This window comes from Nocardia sp. BMG51109 (assembly GCF_000526215.1).
Lineage (GTDB): Bacteria > Actinomycetota > Actinomycetes > Mycobacteriales > Mycobacteriaceae > Nocardia.
The window spans coordinates 2469255-2487809 of the sequence record NZ_JAFQ01000004.1; the positions used below are offsets into that span (position 1 = coordinate 2469255).

Here is an 18555-nt window from a genome sequence, read left to right on the forward strand (position 1 = left end):
TCGCGGTGCGGTTCCGGCGGGCCCCGTCCGGTCCACCGCCGGTTGCGCGCCGACCGTCGCGAACCGAGCCGCACCGGGATTCGGGAGGGGTTGCGCGGGAGCTTTTCGATCGGCCCGTGCCATAGTGATCGGTTGCCTCGCAATGGCCGCGGCGCCGGTGTCCGGACCGGCACGGACCGCGCCGGCGGTAGGGTGTAAGGCAAATCACAGGACCGTTTGGGTGCGTGGGCCGTTCTCGCTACTGTTTCCGGCATGCAACACCCCGAGGTGGTCCTCGACAACTGCGATGCCGTGTACGAGTTCTATCGGGAGCACCGGCAGAATCGGTGGCAGGCCAAGGGCGCTTACGCACTGCTGGCGCGGCGCTACCGGCCGCGGATCAGCTACGCCGACGGGGCCCGGGAGGGCCTGCGGGAGTTGGTGTCCCGGCGGCGCCCGCTGCTGATCGCGATCAACCACCTCTCCGAACAGGATCCCTACACCGTGGCGGCCGCGGCCTGGCGCAGCGGATTGCGGCCGGTGATCGGGCGGGCCCGGGTGCTGGCCAAGGACGAGCTGTTCATCGATCCCGAACAGCGCCGCAAGGTCGACATGATGGGCGGCATTCCGGTGTTCCGCGGCAAGGATCACGGCCTGCGCGCGGTGAACGCGGCGGGCCAGCGGATGATCGACGTCTGCGCCGAGCGGATGGCGCGCGGCGACGCCGTGGCGGTCTTTCCCGAGGGCACCTGCAACGATGTCGACCCCACCCGGGTGCAGGCGGTCGGCAGCGGCATCGGGCACATCGCGTTCCGCGCGATGAAGCTCGGCGCCCGCCCGGCCCTGGTCGGCCTCGGTCTCAGCTACGGCCCGCGCCCCGACCCGACCGTGCCGCCGACCGGCGACGAGGCGAAGTCGGCCAGCTTCCATCTCGGCGTGCCGGTGGCCGAACTGCCCGCCCGCCCCGCCGAGATCGCCCGGGTGGTGCGCGAGAGCCTGCAGCGGGCGCTCGACGGAGCCGTCGCGGCCTACTGACAGAGGCGGCCTACTGACAGAGGCGGCCTACTGACAGAGGCGGCCTACTGACAGAGGCGGCCTACTGACAGAGTCTGTCGCGGCCTACTCGCGGAGCCGGCTCATTCGGGCAGCCCGAACCGTTCGCGCGCCCATTGCGGGACCAGCGCCACGTACTCCGGCCTGGTCTCCACGAAGCGGTGCACCATCGGGCACAGCGGCAGGATTCCGTACCCCTCGTCGCGGCTGGCGTCGAGGGCGGCGTGGACCAGCGTGCGCCCGTAGCCCTGGCCCCCGTAGCGGGAATAGATCTCGGTGTGGACGAAGGCGCGCTCGGCGGCGGTGTCCTGATATTCCGCGATGCCGGCGAGTCCGTCGTCCACATAGATCTCGAAACGATCGAGCTCCTTGTTGTTGCGCACATCGGTCGACATGGTTCGACGCTACTGTGTCGCGCACGCGAGCGGGCCGAATGTGACGGGTATCCGGTTGCCCGCCGCCGGCGGCCGACTCGAGTTGTCACCGGGCCCGCGGCCGCCCAGAATGCTTGTGGCCGACTGTGAGCGCGATCCGATGCTCGAGCGGCTCGACCGGGGAGAACGACGCCGATGACGAGACGACGCGCGATGCGCTCGGTGGCCTGGCTGTTCGCCGCCTGCCTGGGTGTGCAGTCGGTCGGTGTCGCGGTCGCCGACGCCGCGCCCGCGTTCGGCGCCTGCCCGGAGGGCGCGGTGGCGCCGGGCAGCGGCGCCGAATGCGCGGTGATCTCGGTGCCGCGCGACTATTCCGCACCCGACGGGCCGCGAATCGACGTGACCGTCAGCCGGATCCGCGCGACGGGGGAGCGGCTCGGCACGCTGTTCGCCAATCCCGGCGGCCCCGGCGCCGATGCCCTGGACTATTGGGCCCAGCATTCGCCGCGGCTGCCCGCGGAGCTGAGCGAGCATTACGACCGCATCGCCGTGCAGCCGCGCGGGCTGCGTTGGTCCACGCCGCTGAGCTGCGGAATCGCCGATCACGAGGACCGCAGTGTCACGCGCGCCGCCTGTGACGAGGCGCAACCCGGCTACGTGCAGACCATCACCACCGAGAACACCGCGCGGGACATGGACGCCGTGCGCGCCGCTCTGGGCCTGGACCGCATCGACTTCTACGGCACCTCGTACGGCACCTATCTGGGCGCGGTCTACGCGACGATGTTCCCCGAGCGGGTCGACCGCATGGTGCTCGACTCCAGCGTGCATCCGGGCTGGGTGTGGAACGAGCAGTTCGCGCAGCAGCAGCTGGCCGGCAAGCAGCGCCTGGACGACCTGTTCAGCTGGATCGCCGAGCACGATGCCGAGTACCACCTCGGCGCGACACCGCTGCAGGTGTACCGGAACTGGGTGCGGCTGGTGGTCGCGCAGGGCGGCGGCTGGTACGCCAACCTCACCCCGCCGCCCGCCTCGACCGCCGACCTGCCGGGCAATCTGCCCGAACCGGTTCTCCAGGTGGCCCGCGACGGCCTCAACGGCAGCCGCGACCAGATCGGCCAGCTGCAGAACCTGATTCGCGCGCTGACCTCCGGCGGGACCTCGGCGCAGGTGCCGCTGCTGGCGGCGACGTCGGTCGCGACCTACACCCGCGGCTTCTGGCCGACCTTCGCCCGCGCCATGGCCGACGCCGACCTCGATCCGAACGACACCCGGGAACTGCAGGCGATCGAGGGCGTGACGGCGACCGACAGCACGGGCCGCAACGTATTCGCCGCGATCACCTGCAACGAGAACGCGATACCGGGCCGGATGGAACTGCTCGGGACGGCCGCCGCGACCGTCGCCTCCGGCGGCAACGCCCTGGACGCCCGGGCCGATATGGTCCGGTCCGGGGTGGCCTGCTCCGATTGGGATCCGGTGGCCACGCCGGTCGCCGTCGCCAACCGCGGGCTGCCCACCCGGCCCCTGGTTCTGCAGAGCCGTCACGACGCGGCCACCAAATACGAAGGCGGCCCGGCCATGTCGGCCGTCCTGAACGGCTCCCTGATCACCGTCGAGGGCGGTGACCACGGCACCTTCGGCCGCGGGAACGCCCCGCTCGACGATGCCGTGATGACGTATCTGCGCACCGGCGACGTCACGATCGACCACGTCGACCAGGCTCCGCTGAACTGAGCGACCGGTCGTGCGCGTCCGACGCGCGTGACCGGGCGAATGCGATTCGCGGTAGGAGGCCGAGCGGGCGGCATCGCAGAATGGCGGGATGATCAACGGGACTTCGCGGCGAGTGGTGCTGGCACCGGACAAGTTCAAGGGGTCGCTGACGGCCGCCGAGGTGGCGGCGGCGCTGGCGGCCGGGATCACCCGGGAGGTCCCGGAGGCCGACATCCGGCAGGTTCCGGTGGCGGACGGCGGGGACGGGACCGTCGACGCCTTTCTCGCGGCCGGGTGGGAGCGGGTATCGGTGGCGGCGTCGGGGCCGACCGGTGCTCCGGTGTCGACTTGCTATGCGGTGCGAGACGATACCGCTGTGATCGAACTGGCCTCCGTCGTGGGCCTGGTGACATTGCCCGGCGGGCAGCTCGATCCGCTGCATGCGGGCACCTACGGCTTGGGGCAGGTGATCGCCCACGCCCTCGACCGGGGTGCGCGGTCCCTCGTTCTCGGGGTCGGCGGCAGTGCGTCCAGCGACGGTGGCGCGGGCATGTTGCAGGCACTCGGACTGCGAATCCTCGATGTCGGCGGCGACGAGATCCCCAGGGGCGGAGCGGCTCTCGCTGAGGCGGCGCGAGTGGATCGGTCGGCCCTGCACCCCGCCCTCGCCGAGTCCACGGTCACGCTCGCGAGCGATGTCGACAATCCGCTGCTCGGACCCGAGGGTGCGGCGGCGGTCTTCGGCCCGCAGAAGGGCGCCGATCCCGGTCAGTGCGCGATTCTCGAAGCAGCCCTGGCGAATTGGGCCGAGCTGATCGATCCGGAAGCCGCCGGGCGCCCCGGCGCGGGGGCGGCCGGCGGTACCGGCTTCGGTGCGATGTCCGTGCTCGGCGCGGTCGAACGTCCCGGAATCGATGTCGTGCTGGAGCTGACCGATATCGAATCCCGTTTGCGCGGTGCGGCTCTCGTCGTCACCGGCGAGGGTTCGCTGGACGAGCAGACCTTGCGCGGTAAGGCGCCGATGGGTGTCCGCGCGGCCGCCCGCGCCGCCGGTGTACCGGTGGTGGCGGTGGCCGGGCGCTGCCTGCTGTCCGGCGAACAGCTGCGCACGGCGGGCTTCGACGGGTGCCGTGCGCTGTCGGAGCTGGAACCGGACCCGGCGCGTTCCATCGCCTACGCCGGGTCACTGCTGGAGCAGCTCGGTGCCCGGCTCGCCGCCGAGTACCTGAGCTAGCGGCCGCCGCGCAACAACTCGTACATCGTCACGGGCCGGTCGGCCCCCCGGTTTGCGGCAATCGCCTTGCGCCACAGGCTTTGTGCGGCCCGCGACAGGGTGGCGTCGACACCGGACTCCGTGCTGGCGTCGATGATGTGCTGCGCGCCGGCGTCCATCATCACCCAGCTCGCCGCATCGCCCCAGCCGCCGGCCTTGGCCGCGGTCGCGTACTCGGTCATGAAGTACGGGAACGCCGCGCTGGATCGTTCCGCGTAGGGCAGGAATTGGTCGATCTCGTGCCCGGAGTTCTCGATGACCGCCAGCGCCTGGGTGAACCCCAGCGTCCACGGGTGGAAGATCACCAGCAGGGCCTGGTAGAAGACCTGTGCGACACCGTCGTCGGCGCCGAGGTATTCCTGCGGACTCAGCGGGCGCAGCAGGCCGGCGTGCGCGTCGAAGACCTCCCGCGGTCCGCTGAAGAAGATGTACGACGCCGGATGCGTGATGTTGTCGCCGGCCGACATGAAACCGCCGGACAGGAATTCCGCACCGTGCGAGCGGATCCAGGCCCCGCCCGCCCGGGCCCGCTCCGGGGAGTCGGAGGACAGGTTGACGATCACCTTGCCCGCCAGGTGGCCGGTCGCCGGGGTCAGCACCTCGTACATGGCGTCGTAGTGGGTCAGGCTGACCACGATCACCTCGTTGGCGTCCAGCGCCTCGGCCACGGTGGCCGCCCGCGTGGCGCCCGATTCGGCCATGGCATCGGCCTTGTCGGGGCTCCGGTTCCACACCGTCACCTCGAGGCCGGCCGCCAGGAACTGTTTCACCATCGCCTGCCCCATCGGGCCCAGGCCGATGACCGAGACGGACTGCTGAGACATCGTGAAATCCTTCGTGTTGTCGCGAAATCGGAAGTGGCGCCGGATTCCGATGGTCGCGGCCGCCGGTAGTCTCGGGAATACCGCACGTCGAGGTCCGGTTGCTTACCTCGAGGTGGGAAATACCGTCAGGAGGGTCGCGATGGAGCCGAGCTGTGACGCGGATAACTGTCACCCGGATGGCTGTCACCCGGATGACGACGTGTGCGGCATGTCCGTGGCCATCGACGTGGTCGGCGGCAAGTGGAGGATGCACCTGATGTGGGTGCTCGGCGAGGGTCCGCAGCGCTTCGGCCGCATCCGCCGGCTGCTCGACGGGGTCAGTGAGAAGGTGCTGGCCGAGAACCTGCGCCACCTGGAGGGCAGCGGCATCGTCCATCGCGAGATCTATCCGGAAATTCCACCGCGCGTGGAATATTCGCTCACTCCGCTCGGCGAGGAGCTGCGTACGGCCCTGCGCCCACTGGAACGGTGGGGCGACGAGCACCGCGCCCGGATCCTCGGTTGCGAGCTGGAATCGGCCGGGCCGTAAGACGGTCCGGGCCGATGTCGGTCTCAGCGGTGCGTGATCACGCCGTGCGCTCCTTCGCGGGCACCGGGCCGGCATCGGCATGCAGGATGGCGTCGGCCGAGTCGACGACTGCCTGGTCGAGGGGAGCGTAGGCCAGCCCCGCCCGCATGTCCGTGCGCGTGCGTGCGGAAGGGACCGCGGCGGCGCTCGTCAGGCCCCAGGTGGTGATGTGCCCCTGCAGGAACCCCTCGTAGGTGTCCGGATCCGGCTCTCCGAGCCCGAGGGCTGCGCTGCGACCCAGACTGCCGACGACGACGGTGTACCGCCGGTCCAGCAGGGCGCCCACGATGGCGCCGGCGGGGGACCAGTCGACGGTCATCCCCGCCATGCGCATACTGCTCCGATTGCGTTGCAGGTGAGCGTTGTTGGCGAAAACCAGCGTCGGGCCGCGCTGCTCCTCGATGCCGCGGATGTCCAGGAGGTTCCGGGCCATGAGCGTGTCCCGGGCGGCCAGCAGGCCGGATATTCGGGCGCCCTCCTCGATCCGCCGGGCGGCCTGCTTGTGGTAGCGCAGCAGCCCGAGGCCGGCGGTGAGGTGGGTGCGGGCCCGGAACCAGTCGGCGCGCGAGGTCGCCGCGATCAGCTCCGCCGCGCGGGTGTAGAGCGCGGTGAGCAGGTCGTCGGCGATCGCCCGCAGGTGCGCGGCCGCGGGGCTGTCGCCGATCGACAGGGCGGGGTCCAGGATCGCCTCCTGGCGGCTCCACCGTTCGTCGGCGCCCAGCAGGTTCGCGAGGTCTAGGTCGAGTCCCAGATAGTCGCGCGCGTATTCGAGATAGCGCCGGGGACTGGGTGCGCTGGTGTTCTCGGTCGGCGCGTCGAAGCCGTGGAAGGCCAGCCGTTCCGTGGCGGGGCGGCCCTCGTTGTATTCGCGCATCCAGGTGACCAGCCGGCGGTTGGCCTCCAGCTCGCCGAATCCGTGCGAAAAGCCTTGCCCCATCGCCTTTTCGAGTGTTCCCACGCCGTCCTGGACGAAGTCGTTCACCGCGAGCGCCGACACCCGATCGGTCTCCAGGGCGATGGACCGGAAGCCTTGGCGCGCAAGCGATGCGAACAGTTCGTTCCGGAGGGGCCCGAAGGCCGGTTCCTGCGTCGGGTGTGCCGGTTCGCCCAGTGCCAGCAGCTCACACGGCGGATTGGCGAAGTCTCGAATCTCCTGGCTCATACTCCTGAATCGTATCTTTGAACGAACGAGGTAAACTTCGTCAGCCACCACCAGCAAGTAATGCCATAAAGTCTCAAATCGGTGAAAACATGCGCCCTGCCGACCTGGCCCGCGAACACGGCCTCTCGACCCAGGCCGTCCGCAACTACGAGCGAGACGGGTTCATCCCACCCGCCGCCCGCACGCACAGCGGCTACCGCATCTTCACCGAACTGCACGCGGCGGCGCTTCGCGCCTACCTCGCCCTCATCGCGGCCTACGGCCACCGGGCCGGCGGCGCGATCATGAACGCGCTGCACGCGAACGAACTGGACAAGGCCCTGACGATCATCGACCGCGGCCACGCCCGGCTGCTCCGCGACCGCGACACCCTCGATCGGGTGCGAAAGGCGGTCGACCACCTCACCTCGCAGTCCGAAAATGACTGGGACCGAACGGGTCCCGGCATTCGATCCATCGGCGAGCTCGCGCACCGGCTCGGCGTCACCCCGGCCACGGTGCGCACCTGGGAACGAGTCGGCATCCTCGCCCCCGCCCGAGACCCGCTCACCGGCCACCGGATCTTCCGCGCAACCGACACCCGCGACGCCGACCTGGCCCACCTCCTCAGACGCGGCGGCTACCCCCTGGACCACATCGCCACCGTGGTCCAGCAGGTCAGAACGGCCCGCGGCACAGACGAACTGACCGCCGCCCTGACCGAATGGCAACACAAGCTCACCACCCAGGGCCTGGCCATGCTCACCGCAGCCACCCACCTCGACCACTACCTGAGCACGCCCGCCGGATAACCGCCCATCCACGATGCGCACCGGGCCCTGGATTCGCGGAGCGCTTGATCGACGGCAGGATGCGTGCGCGGAGTCGTCGTCCCAGTCGTGCAGGACCGCGGACATCACATCGACGTTCCGGTTCGCCACCGGGCGCCGCGGCAGCGCGCTTGGTTGTGCGGCGGATCAGGGCTTGCGGGCGACCGCGGCGTAGAGCGGCAGGGTGGCGTCGTAGGTGGCGGGCTGCTCCATCTCGGGCCGCCAGCGGTGCAGGGGGACGATGCCGGGCTCGACCAGGTTCAGTCCGGCGCAGAATCGGGCGACGGCGTCCCGGTCGCGGGGCGCCAGCTCGATGCCGCCCTGCGCCGCGGCCCGGACGGTGGCGCCGACGCCCTCGGGGTCGATGTCGGTGGTCAGGTGGGTCATCGCCAGGTAGCTGCCGGGAACCAGCGGTGCCAGCAGACTGTCGACGATCTCGTACAGCCGGTCGCCGGGGACGAAATGGGCGACGGCGATGAGGCTCACCGCGATCGGCTCCGCGAAATCCAGCGTCGCGGCGACCTCGGGTGCGTTCAGGATGGCCTCCGGGTCGGTGAGGTCGGCGTGCACGTAGGCGGTGCGGCCCTCCGGCGTGCTGGACATCAGCGCTCGGGCGTTGGCGAGGACGATCGGGTCGTTGTCGGCGTACACCACGCGCGCGGCCGGATTCACCTCCTGCGCGACCTGGTGCAGATTGGGCTCGGTCGGGATCCCGGTGCCGATGTCCAGGAACTGCCGAATTCCCGTCTCGGCCAGGAATCGTGCCGCCCGGTGCATGAAGGCCCGGTTGGCCTTGGCGACCTTGCGCGCGTGGGGATTCGACCGCAGGACCTGCTCCGCCGCCGCCCGGTCCACCTCGTAGTTCGACTTGCCGTCGAGCATGTAGTCGTACATGCGGGCGCTGTGCGGCCGGTCCTGTTTCAGATCGATGGGCTCGTTCGGCACGGGGTCGTACTCCCTGGGCGAATCGGACAATTTCTTCGAGGGTAACCCGAAACCGGTCCGGCACGAGCGTGTGTGGCCCCGGTGGCGCGCCTGCGGTATCGCACCTGGCCATGCGCGGTGCCGACCCGCCTCGCACGCGCTCCCGCCCGCCGCTTGACCTCGAGTTAGGTTCAGGATCTAGCGTCGCGTTCATCCGATGAGACCGCTACGGAAGGCGTCGACAGATGACACACCTCGAACTGGGCCCGATCGGCGTGACCCTGGATGCGCGCGCCGACGGCGGCCACCTCGACGACGCCGCCCTGCTGGAGAGTCTCGGTTACTCCACGATCTGGATCGCCGGCGGACAGCTGGCGACGCTGGACCCGCTGCGCGACGTCGTCCGGGCGACCGGGAAGGTCACCGTCGGCAGCGCGATCGTTCCGGTCGGGAGGTATTCCGCCGAGGATGTGGTCGCGTTCCGCCGCGATCTCGAGGCCACCGATCCGGGGCGGCTGATCACGGGATTGGGTGGGGCGCACGGTGAACGGCCACTGCGCACCATGAACGCCTACCTCGACGACCTGGACGCCGCCGACCCGCCGGTTCCGGCGAGCGCCCGGATGCTGTCGGCGCTGGGTCCGCGGATGCTGGAACTGTCCCGCGACCGGGCGGCGGGCGCGCTGCCGCTGCTGGTCACCCCGGAGTTCACCGCGCGGGCCCGGCGGATCCTGGGTGACGAGTCGACCCTGGCCGTCATGGAATACGTTGTGCTCGAACGGGATCCGGAGCGGGCCCGGGCCACGGTCCGCGAGTCGGTCGGCTTCTTGACCCGGGTGGGCGGCTACCGCCAGAACCTACGCCGGATGGGCTTCGGCGACGACGACATCGACAGTACGAGTGACCGCCTGATCGACGGGCTGGTCGCCCGGGGTGACGTCGACGCCGTCGCCACCCGCGTCAGGCGCCATCTCGACGCGGGAGCCGACCAAGTGGTGCTCGTCGTGCAACCGACCGACCCCGATGACGTGCCCCGTGCGCAATGGCGCGCTCTCGCCGAAACCCTCATCGGCTGAGGGCGATCCGGCCTCGTCCTGCCGAGTGGACGTTGCCGTGCCGGGACGTCGTGTGGCGCTGAGATTGCCTGTGCCCGGTTCGACAGCGGAAACCTCGGTGGTTCAAGCAGATTCGGATTCCGACCCGAGCCGCGGGAAAGGCGTGACGGAGAAGATCACCTCCACCGTCACCCCGAAGTACTCCGAAATCCGCAGCGCCAGATGCAGGCTCGGGTTGTACTCGCCGCGCTCCAGGTATCCGACGGTCTGATAGTGCACGCCCAGGGCCTCGGCCAGCTGCCGCCGCGAGATGCCGCGCTCGGCGCGCAGCATCGCGATGCGGTTGTAGATGACCTCAGTAGGCACTCCGCATCGCCCTCTCGCGGCGCGCGGCCACGCTCGATCCGGATTCGCGACGAGCCATGCGCCGCAACACGATCGGGGCGATCGTCAGCCCGATCACGGTCCAGACTCCCAGCATGCCGAGCGTCTCCCAGTGCCGCCAGGAGTGGCCGAGCTCGACGACGGCCGCATCGCCGGGCAGCAGAGCCGAGCGCATGCCCAGGCCCAGCCAGTAGACCGGGAAGACCTGGGCCAGTCCCTGCACCCAGCCCGGCATCGCGGTGATGGGGTAGAAGATGCCGGACACCGCGACCAGGCCCATGATCGGAAACGAGATGAACCCGATATTGCGCGGGTTCTCGAACACCGAGCCGAGGACCGCCCCGATCGGCAGCGTGGCGAGCAGGCCGAGCACGAGCACCCAGACCAGGGTGAACCAGGTGTAGACGCTGCCGAGGTGCAGCCCGCCGACGATGAAGGCCCCGGCCACCAGCATGACCACCACCTGCACCAGTACGGAACCGGAGGTGCTGATGATCTTGCCGATCAGGTAGCCGAACATGCCGTTCGGAGTCGCCTTGGCGCGCAACAGGGTTCCGTCTTCGCGATCGATGGCCAGGAACTGCGAGATGCCGAGCAGTCCGGTCGAGGCCACCAGCAGGCCCAGCACGCTCGGCAGGGCCAGCGACCCCAGACCGATTCCGGTGCTCTCGAAATGGCCGTTGCGCATGAAAAACAGCGCCACGAGCATGAGCATCGGCCAGAAGTACTGCACGAACAGATCTTGTCCGTTGGTGTGCATCTGGCGCATCTCGGTCAGCCCGCGAGCCGCCCCGGCCCGGGCCGCCGCCGCTATCGGACTCATCGGGTCACCTCCTCCAGGCTGTGCACCTCGGCGCCGCCCTGCCCGGACTCGAAGCGCTGCACCAGGATCATGTAGGTGTCCTCGAGCGAGGCGCGGCGCACCTCCAGTTCGCCGATCGCCTCGCCGTACTGCTGGAACAGCTCGTAGACGAACTTGGTCGATTCGGTGGTGGTGTGCACGAACCGCTGACCCTCGCGGGTCCATTTCACCTCGGCCTCGCCGGCGATCCGCCGCGACAGCTCGTCGGCCGAGCCGTCGGCGATGATGCGCCCGCCGGCCAGGATCAGGATGCGGTCGGCCAGCTTCTCCGCCTCGTCCAGGTCGTGCGTGGTCAGCATGATCGTGGTGTGCTCGTCGTCGGACAGGCGGTGGATCAGGTCGTGGAATTCGCGGCGCGCCTGCGGATCGAAGCCCGCGGTGGGTTCGTCGAGGAACAGCAGTTCCGGCCGGCCGACGATGCCGATGGCCACGTCCAGGCGGCGGCGCTGGCCGCCGGACAGTCTGCTGATCTTGGTGTCGGACTGCTCGGTCAGGCCGACCGCGGCGATCAGTTCGTCGGTGTCCCACGGCCGGGTGATCGCCGCCGTCGAATACGGCGCGTAGTACGCCCCGAGCTGGGTCAGCAGCTCGCGCACGCGCCAGCGGCCGTGGTCGCGCCAGGATTGCAGCACGATGCCCAACCGCGCCCGCCACGTCTCGTCGCCGTGCGCGGGATCGGTGCCGAGCACCGTGACCTCGCCGGCCGACCGCATCCGGAAGCTCTCCAGGATCTCGATCGTGGTGGTCTTACCCGCGCCGTTCGGCCCCAGCAGCACCAGGACCTCTCCCGCGCGGGCCTGAAATGTCACGTCGTGCAACACGTCCCGGGTGCCGTACCGCATTCGCAGACCCCGGACGTCGAGCACGACGTCATCGCCTACTGTCATCCTGCCCTCCGTAGCAACATCAGGATGGCTCGTAGCATATCTACTACACCCGGAGGCGCACAGGGATTTTCGCCGAGCGCGGAATCGCCGACGTGTCCAGCGAACTACGGTCTGGTGCAGAGGAATTCGACGGCGGCGGCGTAGCCCTGGATGCCCATGCCCGCGACCACCGCGGTGGCGATGGGGGAGATGTAGGAGTGGTGCCGGAAGTCCTCCCGGGCGTGCACGTTCGAGATGTGCACCTCCACGATCGGCACCTCCGGGACGACCAGCGCGTCCCGCAGCGCCACCGAGGTGTGGGTGAATCCGCCGGGATTGATGACGATGGCGGACTCGGCCCCGCGCGCCGCGTGCACCCGATCGATGAGGGCGCCTTCGGAATTGGACTGGAACGCGATGATCTCCCGGCCGAAACGCGCGGCCGTCTTGCGGCACAGCTCGATGACGTCGTCGAGGGTGTCCGAGCCGTACACGTCGGGCTGGCGGGCGCCCAGCATATTCAGGTTCGGGCCGTTGAGCACGAGGATCGGTGCCATGCCGGACACCTTAGTCGGCGCCCGCGATATCAGAGCCCGCGCGGACCCTCGGCGCGCAGATCGTCGACCTTGCGCATGGCCGAGCGCAGCTCGTCGAGCCATTCCTCGGCGTGCTTGCCGGCCAGCTTCACCGTCCAGGCCAGCGCGTCGGCGCGGGAGCGGGCGACCCCGGCGTCCACCAGCGTGTCCAGCACCTTTCGCTCCGGCTGGCGCAGCCGCGTCATCACCGGAACCGCCAAGTGGGTGAACAGGATTCGCTCGCCCTCCACCGAGACGCCCCAGGCGACGTTGCGGCCGTAGCGGGCCTGCGCCTCCTGAGCGATTTGTATCCGGGCCGGACGGGTGGTTTCGCGGAAGCGCGCGACGAGGCCGTCCCGGGTGGCCTGCGGTACCTCCGTGGTCGGTGTCTCGCCGCCGGCCGGCTCAGCTTCGGTCTTGCCGTTCGGCTCCGCCTCGGTCGTGCTGGTCGGCTCCGCCTCGGTGGACTGCTCGGTGGCCGGTGTCTCGCCGCGATCCTGCTCCGGCAGCGGCAATTCGCCGATCACCACGATCTCGTCGCGGTCGATCTCGACCGCCGGAGGCCCCGTGAACCAGTCGCTCGGCAACCTGCCGGCGAACCAGTCCGGCGCCTCCGCGGCATCGGGGAGGTCGGCCTGTTGCCAACCACCCGGACGCCCGAATCCCCGGCCCCGCGGTCCGTGTCTCATGGTCTTACCTCACTTACGCTCGATGTGGTGAAACAATGATTACAAGATTACACCGGATGGGCCGCGACGAATTCCGCTGTCGGAGAACGACTGTCCCGGCGGCCACATCGAGAACACGTCCAACGTTTTGGCATCTGCTGTGCCGGATGACGCGATACGGGCATTATTCTGGTCGCTGAGCATGGAGAATGCGGTCGGCGTCAACCGGGCGCCGGGTCCGTTACTTTCGGGTACCGTTGGTCTTGTTGCTGGAGTGACAAGAGTGAAGAGTGGGCGACATGGATGTGTGGGGATCCCGCCGCTTTCGCCTTCGTGGCGCAGCGGCATTGGTGGGCGCGGTCGCCTTGGTGATCGCGATGGGATCGTGCGGTCTCGACGAGGAGCCGAACAGCCCCCAAGCCATCGTCGAAAAGTTCACTCATCTGCTGGATGAGAAGGATGCCGGCGGTGCCGCCCAGCTGACGTCGTACCCCAACGGCGCGGAGGCGACGCTCCGTCGAATCTTCGACGGGCTCAATCCTGGCAAACCGGATTACCGGCTGGCCCAATACATCGACCTGGACGGCGATTCGGCGATGTTCAACCTGCAGGCCGGTTGGAACTTCGGCCCGGGTAAGGACTGGACCTACGATCTGCAGGGGTCGATCCGCAAGCTCGCGATCGGGTGGCGAATCTCCTGGGAGCCCAGCCTGGTGGTCCCGCAGCTGGACAATCAGCGCAGCGTCAAGCTGGTGCGCACCGACGCGCCGCCGCCGAAGGTCAACGACAACGCCGGCAACACGCTGATGGCCGAGCAGGTCATCAATGTCGTGAACCTCGATCCCGGCAAGATGCCGGACCCGGTGGCCTCGACCAATGCGCTGGCCGATGCCATCGAGCCCGTCGCGCCGCTGATCACCGGCCCCTCACTGATGCAGCAGCTGGCGGCCGCGCCGGGGAAGCCGGTCACCGCGGTGCGCCTGCGCGAGGACGATTTCGCCATCCTGGAGCCGAAGATGGCGTCGATTCCGGGCGTCGTGCTGGAGAAGCAGCCGCGGCTGATCGTCACCGACCGCCGGATCTCCTCGCCGATGACCGATGCGCTGCAGAAGGTGTGGCAGGAGAATCGGGATCAGCATGCGGGCTGGGGAGTGAAGCTGTTCGAGGGGGACGGCCGCCCGGTCACGCAGCTCGCCGGCCAGCAGGGGCCGCCCGGCCCGGACGTCGCCTCGACGCTGGACCAGAAGTTGCAGCGGGCCGCCGAGGACGCTGTGGTCAGCGCCGGCACCGCGGCCACGCTGGTGGCGATCCAGCCGTCCACCGGCGCCGTCGTGGCGGCCGCGCAGAACACGTATGCCAGCGAGCAGGGGCCGGTGGCCTTCACCGGCGCCTATCCCGCCGGCGGCACCATGGAGCTGTTCAAGCAGGCCGCGGCCGTGATGAAGAAGAAGGCGCCACAGGATGTCTCGGTGCAGGATGCCGCGGAGGCGGCGGCCGTGCTGGGCGTCGGCATCGGCTTCAAGGTTCCCGGCCTCGACCAGACCACCGGCCGGCTGCCGATCGGCGGCCGCGGTGTCGAGCAGGTGAAACAGGGTGCCGCCGACCCGATTCAGGCCAGCCCGTTCGGGATGGCCATCGCGGCCGCGGCCATCTCGCGCGGCTCGGTCGCGCCGCCGATGATCGAGATCGGCCGCCCGGCCACCACCGAGGCCCAGCTGAGACAGCTCCCCGACGACGTGCTGCAACAGCTGCGCCGGATGCTGACCGACGATGCCGCCGCCGGCCCGGAGCTGGCCTCGCTGCGCCGGTACGCGGGCGTCACCGCCTACGCGGCCGACGCCGGCAAGAACGGCTGGCTGCTGGCGAACATGGGTGATCTGGCGTTCGCGATCCACATCGACAACACCGACAGCGGCGACGCCACCGCGCGCATGGCCGCGCGCATGTTGCAGTCGCTGGCCGCACCGGACAAGTAGCGCGAGTTCTCCGCCGGCCGGGCCGCGGTTCCGCTCGGACGGCTCAGCCCTGTGCCTTCGGACGATCCAGCATCCGCGCGACGGCACGCCAGCCGAGCAGGAACAACGCCAGCACGGTCGCCGCGACCACGATGAAGCTCACCGCGGTGCCCTGACCGCTGACCACCCGCAACACCATCCCGACGACCAGCGTGCTCAGCCACACCACCACCCCGGCCGGCCACAGCGGGCGGCGGTCGAATCGCCGTATCGCGGCGGCGAACTCGCCGCGGGCCGCGATCCCCGCCGCGAGCAGCCAGCCGACCAGCAGGCCGATGCCGAACGGCCATACCGTGCGGAGCAGGCCGGCGAGCACGGCCTCGTCGTGGCTGCGCCGGCCGATCGCGCAGAACACGATCACCAGCAGGGCGTCGGCCACGAGCGGCACCAGATTTCGCACGCCGGACAGGGTAGTGCGGGGGATGTTCGGCTCGGCGCGAGGTACCCCTCAGCCGGGCTCGCCCGGCTCGTCCCGGCGATCGCGCTCGGCCCGCTTGTCGCCGCCTCGCTTGTCGCCCCCTCGTTTGTCGTTCCGGAGCCGCTGCTCGGCCAGGATCGTCGAGCGCTGCTCGAACTCCTTCTCGAACTGGGCGTCCTCGGCCTGGGGCTTGCGGAACAGGAACGCGAACACGATCCACCCGATGATCGCCACCAGGATGAAGCTGACCATGCGGTACACGAATGCCGCGGCGACCGCCTGCGCGGCCGGCAGCCCGGCGGCGGCGGTGAGGCTGTAGATGAGGGTGGCGTCGACGTAGACGATGCCGCCGGGCGCGAACGGTATCGTGCCGACCGCCTTCCCGACGCTGAACGCGATCAACAGCCCGGCCAGCCGCGGCTCGGCGCCCACGGCGTAACAGGCCGCGCCCAGGCAGGCCACGTCGCCGAGCCGGTGCACCAGCGCCCACCCCGCCACCAGGGCGCCGTCGCGCCGGCCCAGATCCACCGACTCCAGTTGATGCAGGATCTCGTGGACCTTGTCCAGGCCGTCGTCGGCGCGATGCCGCCGAATCCGGTTGACCAGGTGCAGGATCCGGCGGGCCAGCGATTCCAGCGAGCCCGGGTTGTTCGAGATGTAGTTGCCGGCCCAGATCAGCGCGACGACCGCGACCACCGGGAGCACGAGCTTCCACGGCCCGACCTGGTCGCCGACCAGGACCGCGCCGCCCACACCCAGCAGCGCCAGGCCGGCCGCGGCGACCACGCCGGAGATCACCAGCTGCCAGGAGGCCACGATCGGGCTCGTTCCCCAGCGCCTGGTCTGGCGGTAGGTGAACGCGGTGGAGAACACCTGACCGGCCGGCAGCGTCACCGACATCGCCGTGGCGCCGTACACCACCGCCACGGATTTGCGCTGGCTCACGTCCACTCCGCCGGCGCGTAACAGTTGTTTCTGGATCCGGCCGAAACCGCTCATCGACACCGCCTGCATCAGGATGCAGGCCGCGACCCAGCCCCAATGGATTTCGGTGAGATTTCGCCAGGAATCGTGCAATCGGGGCCAGAGATAAACGCCCTCGGCTATCAGCAGCGCCGACACCGCCAGGCCGAGAACCCATTTCATCCACCAGAACCGCCCGCGGCGGCCCGGATCCGCGGGCGACGCCGCGTCGCCGGCTAGTTCTCCATGGGCCCTCACGCGAGTCAGCCTAACCAACGGCGCTATCCGGAGCAGCCCCCTGGTTTGACGGTTGCGTGCGCGGCGGCGACACATACCGATCAGTCCAGGACCGAATCCGGGCGTGCCTCGGACTCGTCCGCGCCGGTCGGCACCGACCGGTCTTCCCCGGACTTCGGCCAGGCCAGCCGCGTCTTGCGGCGGCGGCCGCGCAGCTGCACCTCGTCGCCGGATTCCCAGAATCGCTGCTCGTGTTCGTCCGCGAAATACAACGCGCTGCCCGAACCGAGAACCCGGCCCGGATGATCCTTGGCCAGTTCCGTCAGCCGGGAAGCCTCATTGACGGGATCGCCGATCACGGTGTATTCGAAACGATTTGCGGCGCCGATATTTCCGGCGACCGCCAGGCCGGCCGAGACGCCGATGCCGATATCCAGGCCGGGCACCTCGCGCAACGCCTCGCGCAGTTCTCGGGCGGCGGTCAGGGCGGCGGTCGGCGCGTCCGGGCGGTCCAGCGGCGCGCCGAAAATGGCCAGCGCGGCATCGCCGACGAATTTGTTGATGAGGCCGTTGTTGCGGTCGACGACATCGACGACGACCCGGAAGAACTCGTTGAGCAGGCTGACCACCTCGGTGGGCGGCCGTTCGGCCGCGGTGGCGGTGGAGCCGACCATGTCCACGAACAGCACCGCGACGAATCGGGTCTCGCCGCCGAGTTCGGTGCCGTGCGCGAGCGCGCGCCGCGCGACCTCCTCGCCGACGTGCTGGCCGAACAGCTCCTGCAGCTCGCGGCGCTGGGCGGCCTCGTCCATCATGCGGTTGAAACCGACCTGCAGCAGTCCGATCTCGCTGCCGTCGAACACCTCCACCTGCACGTCGCGGGCACCCTCCTGGACCCGGTCGATGGCCCGCGAGAGCTGGCGGACGGGATCGGAGATGCTGGATCCGGTCAGCATCGACAGGGCCAGCGCCTGCATGATCACCACGCCGCACAGCAGCAGGATCGACACCGCCAGGGACTGCGCGGAGAACCGCACCTGGGAGGTGATCTGGGTGACGCACAGCAGCACGATCGCGATGGTGGGCGCGAACGTGCCCATGCCCCAGGTCATCGCCATCCGGGTGCCGACGCCGGGGGTGAGGGTGTGATCGAAGGTGCCGGTGGACAGCGCGTGCGCGGCGACCGGCCGCAGGATCCGCTCGCCGAGCATGTAGGTGAAGCCGAACACGATGGTCGCGGCCATACATTCGGTGACGATGACGGCGCCGGCCAGCTCCGGGGTGTCCACGATGATCGTCGCGGCCAGCACCGCGCCGCAGACCAGCCACAGCAACAGGTGCACGATGGCCTGCCGCAGCGGGGCGTGCAGCGCGGCCATCTGTTCCTGCCGGCTCGGCGGGCCGCCGCGCAGCCGCCAGCGCATCACCGGGCGCAGCATCAGCGCCGACGCGGTGACGCTCAGCGCGCCGCCGACGACGAACACCGACACCGGGACCACCAGGCCGGTGCGCCGCACACCCGCCGGCGTGCCCTCGGGGGAGGGCAGGCCGTACTGGATGAACGCGTACACCAGAATCGCACCGAAGGCGTTGGCCGCCAGCATCGATGCGAGATATAGCGGCCAGCGCGTCCGCATGGTCTGTTTGACCGCTTCCAAGGGCGCTGACACGAGGACCAATCTATCGTTTCGCGCCGTTGCGGAGCGCCGGTGCTCCCGACGGCGGCCGATGGTACGCCTGCTATCCGCGCGCTCACGTGCTCGTTGTCGGTCGGTGCGGCTAGGCTCGCGGCGTGAGTGACGTGGGGAAGGGTCGCGGCGACCGTACCGA

The 18555-nt window shown here is 69.7% G+C and carries 19 protein-coding genes; 7 read left to right on the forward strand and 12 right to left on the reverse strand.

All coding sequences use genetic code 11. From position 1 onward, the window contains the following. Nucleotides 1-252 precede the first annotated feature (252 nt). Nucleotides 253-1014 (forward strand): 1-acyl-sn-glycerol-3-phosphate acyltransferase, encoded by a 762-nt coding sequence (locus tag D892_RS0112645; protein ID WP_024801587.1) that lies wholly within the window; start codon nucleotides 253-255, stop codon nucleotides 1012-1014. A 101-nt stretch (nucleotides 1015-1115) separates the two neighbouring features. On the opposite strand, the gene D892_RS0112650 is transcribed toward D892_RS0112645, so the two are convergent. Then, nucleotides 1116-1427 carry a GNAT family N-acetyltransferase gene (locus D892_RS0112650; RefSeq protein WP_024801588.1) on the reverse strand — a complete coding sequence of 104 codons (312 nt, stop codon included), beginning with the start codon at nucleotides 1425-1427 and terminating at the stop codon, nucleotides 1116-1118. A gap of 174 nt (nucleotides 1428-1601) precedes the next feature. Between D892_RS0112650 and D892_RS0112655 the strand changes: the two genes are divergently transcribed. Both D892_RS0112655 and D892_RS0112660 read left to right on the forward strand, forming a co-directional pair. Continuing rightward, the gene (locus D892_RS0112655) at nucleotides 1602-3143 is read left to right on the forward strand and encodes an alpha/beta hydrolase (protein ID WP_024801589.1); all 1542 of its coding nucleotides are present in this window, start codon (nucleotides 1602-1604) and stop codon (nucleotides 3141-3143) included. Nucleotides 3144-3231: 88 nt separating this feature from the next. Continuing rightward, the gene (locus tag D892_RS0112660) at nucleotides 3232-4356 is read left to right on the forward strand and encodes a glycerate kinase (protein WP_024801590.1); all 1125 of its coding nucleotides are present in this window, start codon (nucleotides 3232-3234) and stop codon (nucleotides 4354-4356) included. On the opposite strand, the gene D892_RS0112665 is transcribed toward D892_RS0112660, so the two are convergent. Further along, nucleotides 4353-5264, reverse strand: coding sequence for an NAD(P)-dependent oxidoreductase (locus tag D892_RS0112665; RefSeq protein ID WP_255360298.1), 912 nt, complete (start codon nucleotides 5262-5264; stop codon nucleotides 4353-4355). The genes D892_RS0112660 and D892_RS0112665 overlap by 4 nt on opposite strands. 163 nt (nucleotides 5265-5427) lie before the next feature. On the opposite strand from D892_RS0112665, the gene D892_RS0112670 reads away from it, so the two are divergent. After that, complete coding sequence (locus D892_RS0112670; protein ID WP_024801592.1) at nucleotides 5428-5748, forward strand: helix-turn-helix domain-containing protein; 321 nt, start codon at nucleotides 5428-5430, stop codon at nucleotides 5746-5748. Nucleotides 5749-5785: 37 nt separating this feature from the next. Here the strand turns inward: D892_RS0112670 and D892_RS0112675 are convergent, their stop codons facing one another. Next, nucleotides 5786-6949, reverse strand: coding sequence for an erythromycin esterase family protein (locus tag D892_RS0112675; RefSeq protein WP_024801593.1), 1164 nt, complete (start codon nucleotides 6947-6949; stop codon nucleotides 5786-5788). Nucleotides 6950-7038: 89 nt separating this feature from the next. On the opposite strand from D892_RS0112675, the gene D892_RS0112680 reads away from it, so the two are divergent. Beyond that, nucleotides 7039-7740 (forward strand): TioE family transcriptional regulator, encoded by a 702-nt coding sequence (locus tag D892_RS0112680; RefSeq protein ID WP_024801594.1) that lies wholly within the window; start codon nucleotides 7039-7041, stop codon nucleotides 7738-7740. Nucleotides 7741-7905: 165 nt separating this feature from the next. Here D892_RS0112680 and D892_RS0112685 read toward each other — a convergent pair whose 3' ends face one another. After that, nucleotides 7906-8703, reverse strand: coding sequence for an SAM-dependent methyltransferase (locus D892_RS0112685; RefSeq protein ID WP_024801595.1), 798 nt, complete (start codon nucleotides 8701-8703; stop codon nucleotides 7906-7908). A gap of 224 nt (nucleotides 8704-8927) precedes the next feature. Here D892_RS0112685 and D892_RS0112690 point away from each other — a divergent pair, with 224 nt between their 5' ends. Next, nucleotides 8928-9758 (forward strand): TIGR03620 family F420-dependent LLM class oxidoreductase, encoded by an 831-nt coding sequence (locus D892_RS0112690; protein ID WP_024801596.1) that lies wholly within the window; start codon nucleotides 8928-8930, stop codon nucleotides 9756-9758. A 102-nt stretch (nucleotides 9759-9860) separates the two neighbouring features. On the opposite strand, the gene D892_RS0112695 is transcribed toward D892_RS0112690, so the two are convergent. From D892_RS0112695 to D892_RS0112715, 5 genes are all read right to left on the reverse strand, one after another. Next, on the reverse strand, nucleotides 9861-10103 hold the full coding sequence (locus tag D892_RS0112695) for a helix-turn-helix transcriptional regulator (protein ID WP_024801597.1): 243 nt from the start codon (nucleotides 10101-10103) through the stop codon (nucleotides 9861-9863). After that, the gene (locus tag D892_RS0112700; protein ID WP_024801598.1) at nucleotides 10093-10944 is read right to left on the reverse strand and encodes an ABC transporter permease; all 852 of its coding nucleotides are present in this window, start codon (nucleotides 10942-10944) and stop codon (nucleotides 10093-10095) included. The genes D892_RS0112695 and D892_RS0112700 overlap by 11 nt, the downstream gene beginning before the upstream one ends. After that, nucleotides 10941-11870, reverse strand: coding sequence for an ABC transporter ATP-binding protein (locus D892_RS0112705; protein WP_024801599.1), 930 nt, complete (start codon nucleotides 11868-11870; stop codon nucleotides 10941-10943). The genes D892_RS0112700 and D892_RS0112705 overlap by 4 nt, the downstream gene beginning before the upstream one ends. 104 nt (nucleotides 11871-11974) lie before the next feature. After that, on the reverse strand, nucleotides 11975-12406 hold the full coding sequence (aroQ, locus tag D892_RS0112710; protein WP_036566995.1) for a type II 3-dehydroquinate dehydratase: 432 nt from the start codon (nucleotides 12404-12406) through the stop codon (nucleotides 11975-11977). A 29-nt stretch (nucleotides 12407-12435) separates the two neighbouring features. After that, nucleotides 12436-13113, reverse strand: a complete 678-nt coding sequence (locus D892_RS0112715; protein ID WP_024801601.1) for a hypothetical protein — start codon at nucleotides 13111-13113, stop codon at nucleotides 12436-12438. Between the two features lie 278 nt (nucleotides 13114-13391). Between D892_RS0112715 and D892_RS0112720 the strand changes: the two genes are divergently transcribed. Then, nucleotides 13392-15068 carry an NTF2-like N-terminal transpeptidase domain-containing protein gene (locus D892_RS0112720; protein WP_051499638.1) on the forward strand — a complete coding sequence of 559 codons (1677 nt, stop codon included), beginning with the start codon at nucleotides 13392-13394 and terminating at the stop codon, nucleotides 15066-15068. A 43-nt stretch (nucleotides 15069-15111) separates the two neighbouring features. Here D892_RS0112720 and D892_RS0112725 read toward each other — a convergent pair whose 3' ends face one another. The 3 genes from D892_RS0112725 to D892_RS0112735 all read right to left on the reverse strand — a co-directional run bounded on the left by D892_RS0112725 (nucleotide 15112) and on the right by D892_RS0112735 (nucleotide 18362). Further along, nucleotides 15112-15507, reverse strand: coding sequence for a DUF3054 domain-containing protein (locus D892_RS0112725; protein WP_024801603.1), 396 nt, complete (start codon nucleotides 15505-15507; stop codon nucleotides 15112-15114). A 48-nt stretch (nucleotides 15508-15555) separates the two neighbouring features. Beyond that, a complete protein-coding gene (locus D892_RS0112730; RefSeq protein WP_232236334.1) occupies nucleotides 15556-16671 on the reverse strand; it encodes a YbhN family protein in 1116 nt (371 codons plus the stop codon). Between the two features lie 155 nt (nucleotides 16672-16826). Beyond that, nucleotides 16827-18362, reverse strand: coding sequence for an adenylate/guanylate cyclase domain-containing protein (locus tag D892_RS0112735; RefSeq protein WP_051499640.1), 1536 nt, complete (start codon nucleotides 18360-18362; stop codon nucleotides 16827-16829). Nucleotides 18363-18555: the final 193 nt, after the last annotated feature.

What these genes read in the sequence shown, in the direction of transcription:
- D892_RS0112645 (WP_024801587.1), top strand. Translation starts at nt 253, where the DNA reads ATGCAACACCCCGAGGTGGTCCTCGACAACTGCGATGCCGTGTACGAG.
- D892_RS0112650 (WP_024801588.1), bottom strand. Translation starts at nt 1,427, where the DNA reads ATGTCGACCGATGTGCGCAACAACAAGGAGCTCGATCGTTTCGAGATC.
- D892_RS0112655 (WP_024801589.1), top strand. Translation starts at nt 1,602, where the DNA reads ATGACGAGACGACGCGCGATGCGCTCGGTGGCCTGGCTGTTCGCCGCC.
- D892_RS0112660 (WP_024801590.1), top strand. Translation starts at nt 3,232, where the DNA reads ATGATCAACGGGACTTCGCGGCGAGTGGTGCTGGCACCGGACAAGTTC.
- D892_RS0112670 (WP_024801592.1), top strand. Translation starts at nt 5,428, where the DNA reads ATGTCCGTGGCCATCGACGTGGTCGGCGGCAAGTGGAGGATGCACCTG.
- D892_RS0112675 (WP_024801593.1), bottom strand. Translation starts at nt 6,949, where the DNA reads ATGAGCCAGGAGATTCGAGACTTCGCCAATCCGCCGTGTGAGCTGCTG.
- D892_RS0112680 (WP_024801594.1), top strand. Translation starts at nt 7,039, where the DNA reads ATGCGCCCTGCCGACCTGGCCCGCGAACACGGCCTCTCGACCCAGGCC.
- D892_RS0112690 (WP_024801596.1), top strand. Translation starts at nt 8,928, where the DNA reads ATGACACACCTCGAACTGGGCCCGATCGGCGTGACCCTGGATGCGCGC.
- D892_RS0112700 (WP_024801598.1), bottom strand. Translation starts at nt 10,944, where the DNA reads ATGAGTCCGATAGCGGCGGCGGCCCGGGCCGGGGCGGCTCGCGGGCTG.
- D892_RS0112705 (WP_024801599.1), bottom strand. Translation starts at nt 11,870, where the DNA reads ATGACAGTAGGCGATGACGTCGTGCTCGACGTCCGGGGTCTGCGAATG.
- aroQ (WP_036566995.1), bottom strand. Translation starts at nt 12,406, where the DNA reads ATGGCACCGATCCTCGTGCTCAACGGCCCGAACCTGAATATGCTGGGC.
- D892_RS0112715 (WP_024801601.1), bottom strand. Translation starts at nt 13,113, where the DNA reads ATGAGACACGGACCGCGGGGCCGGGGATTCGGGCGTCCGGGTGGTTGG.
- D892_RS0112720 (WP_051499638.1), top strand. Translation starts at nt 13,392, where the DNA reads ATGGATGTGTGGGGATCCCGCCGCTTTCGCCTTCGTGGCGCAGCGGCA.
- D892_RS0112730 (WP_232236334.1), bottom strand. Translation starts at nt 16,671, where the DNA reads ATGAAATGGGTTCTCGGCCTGGCGGTGTCGGCGCTGCTGATAGCCGAG.
- D892_RS0112735 (WP_051499640.1), bottom strand. Translation starts at nt 18,362, where the DNA reads ATGCGGACGCGCTGGCCGCTATATCTCGCATCGATGCTGGCGGCCAAC.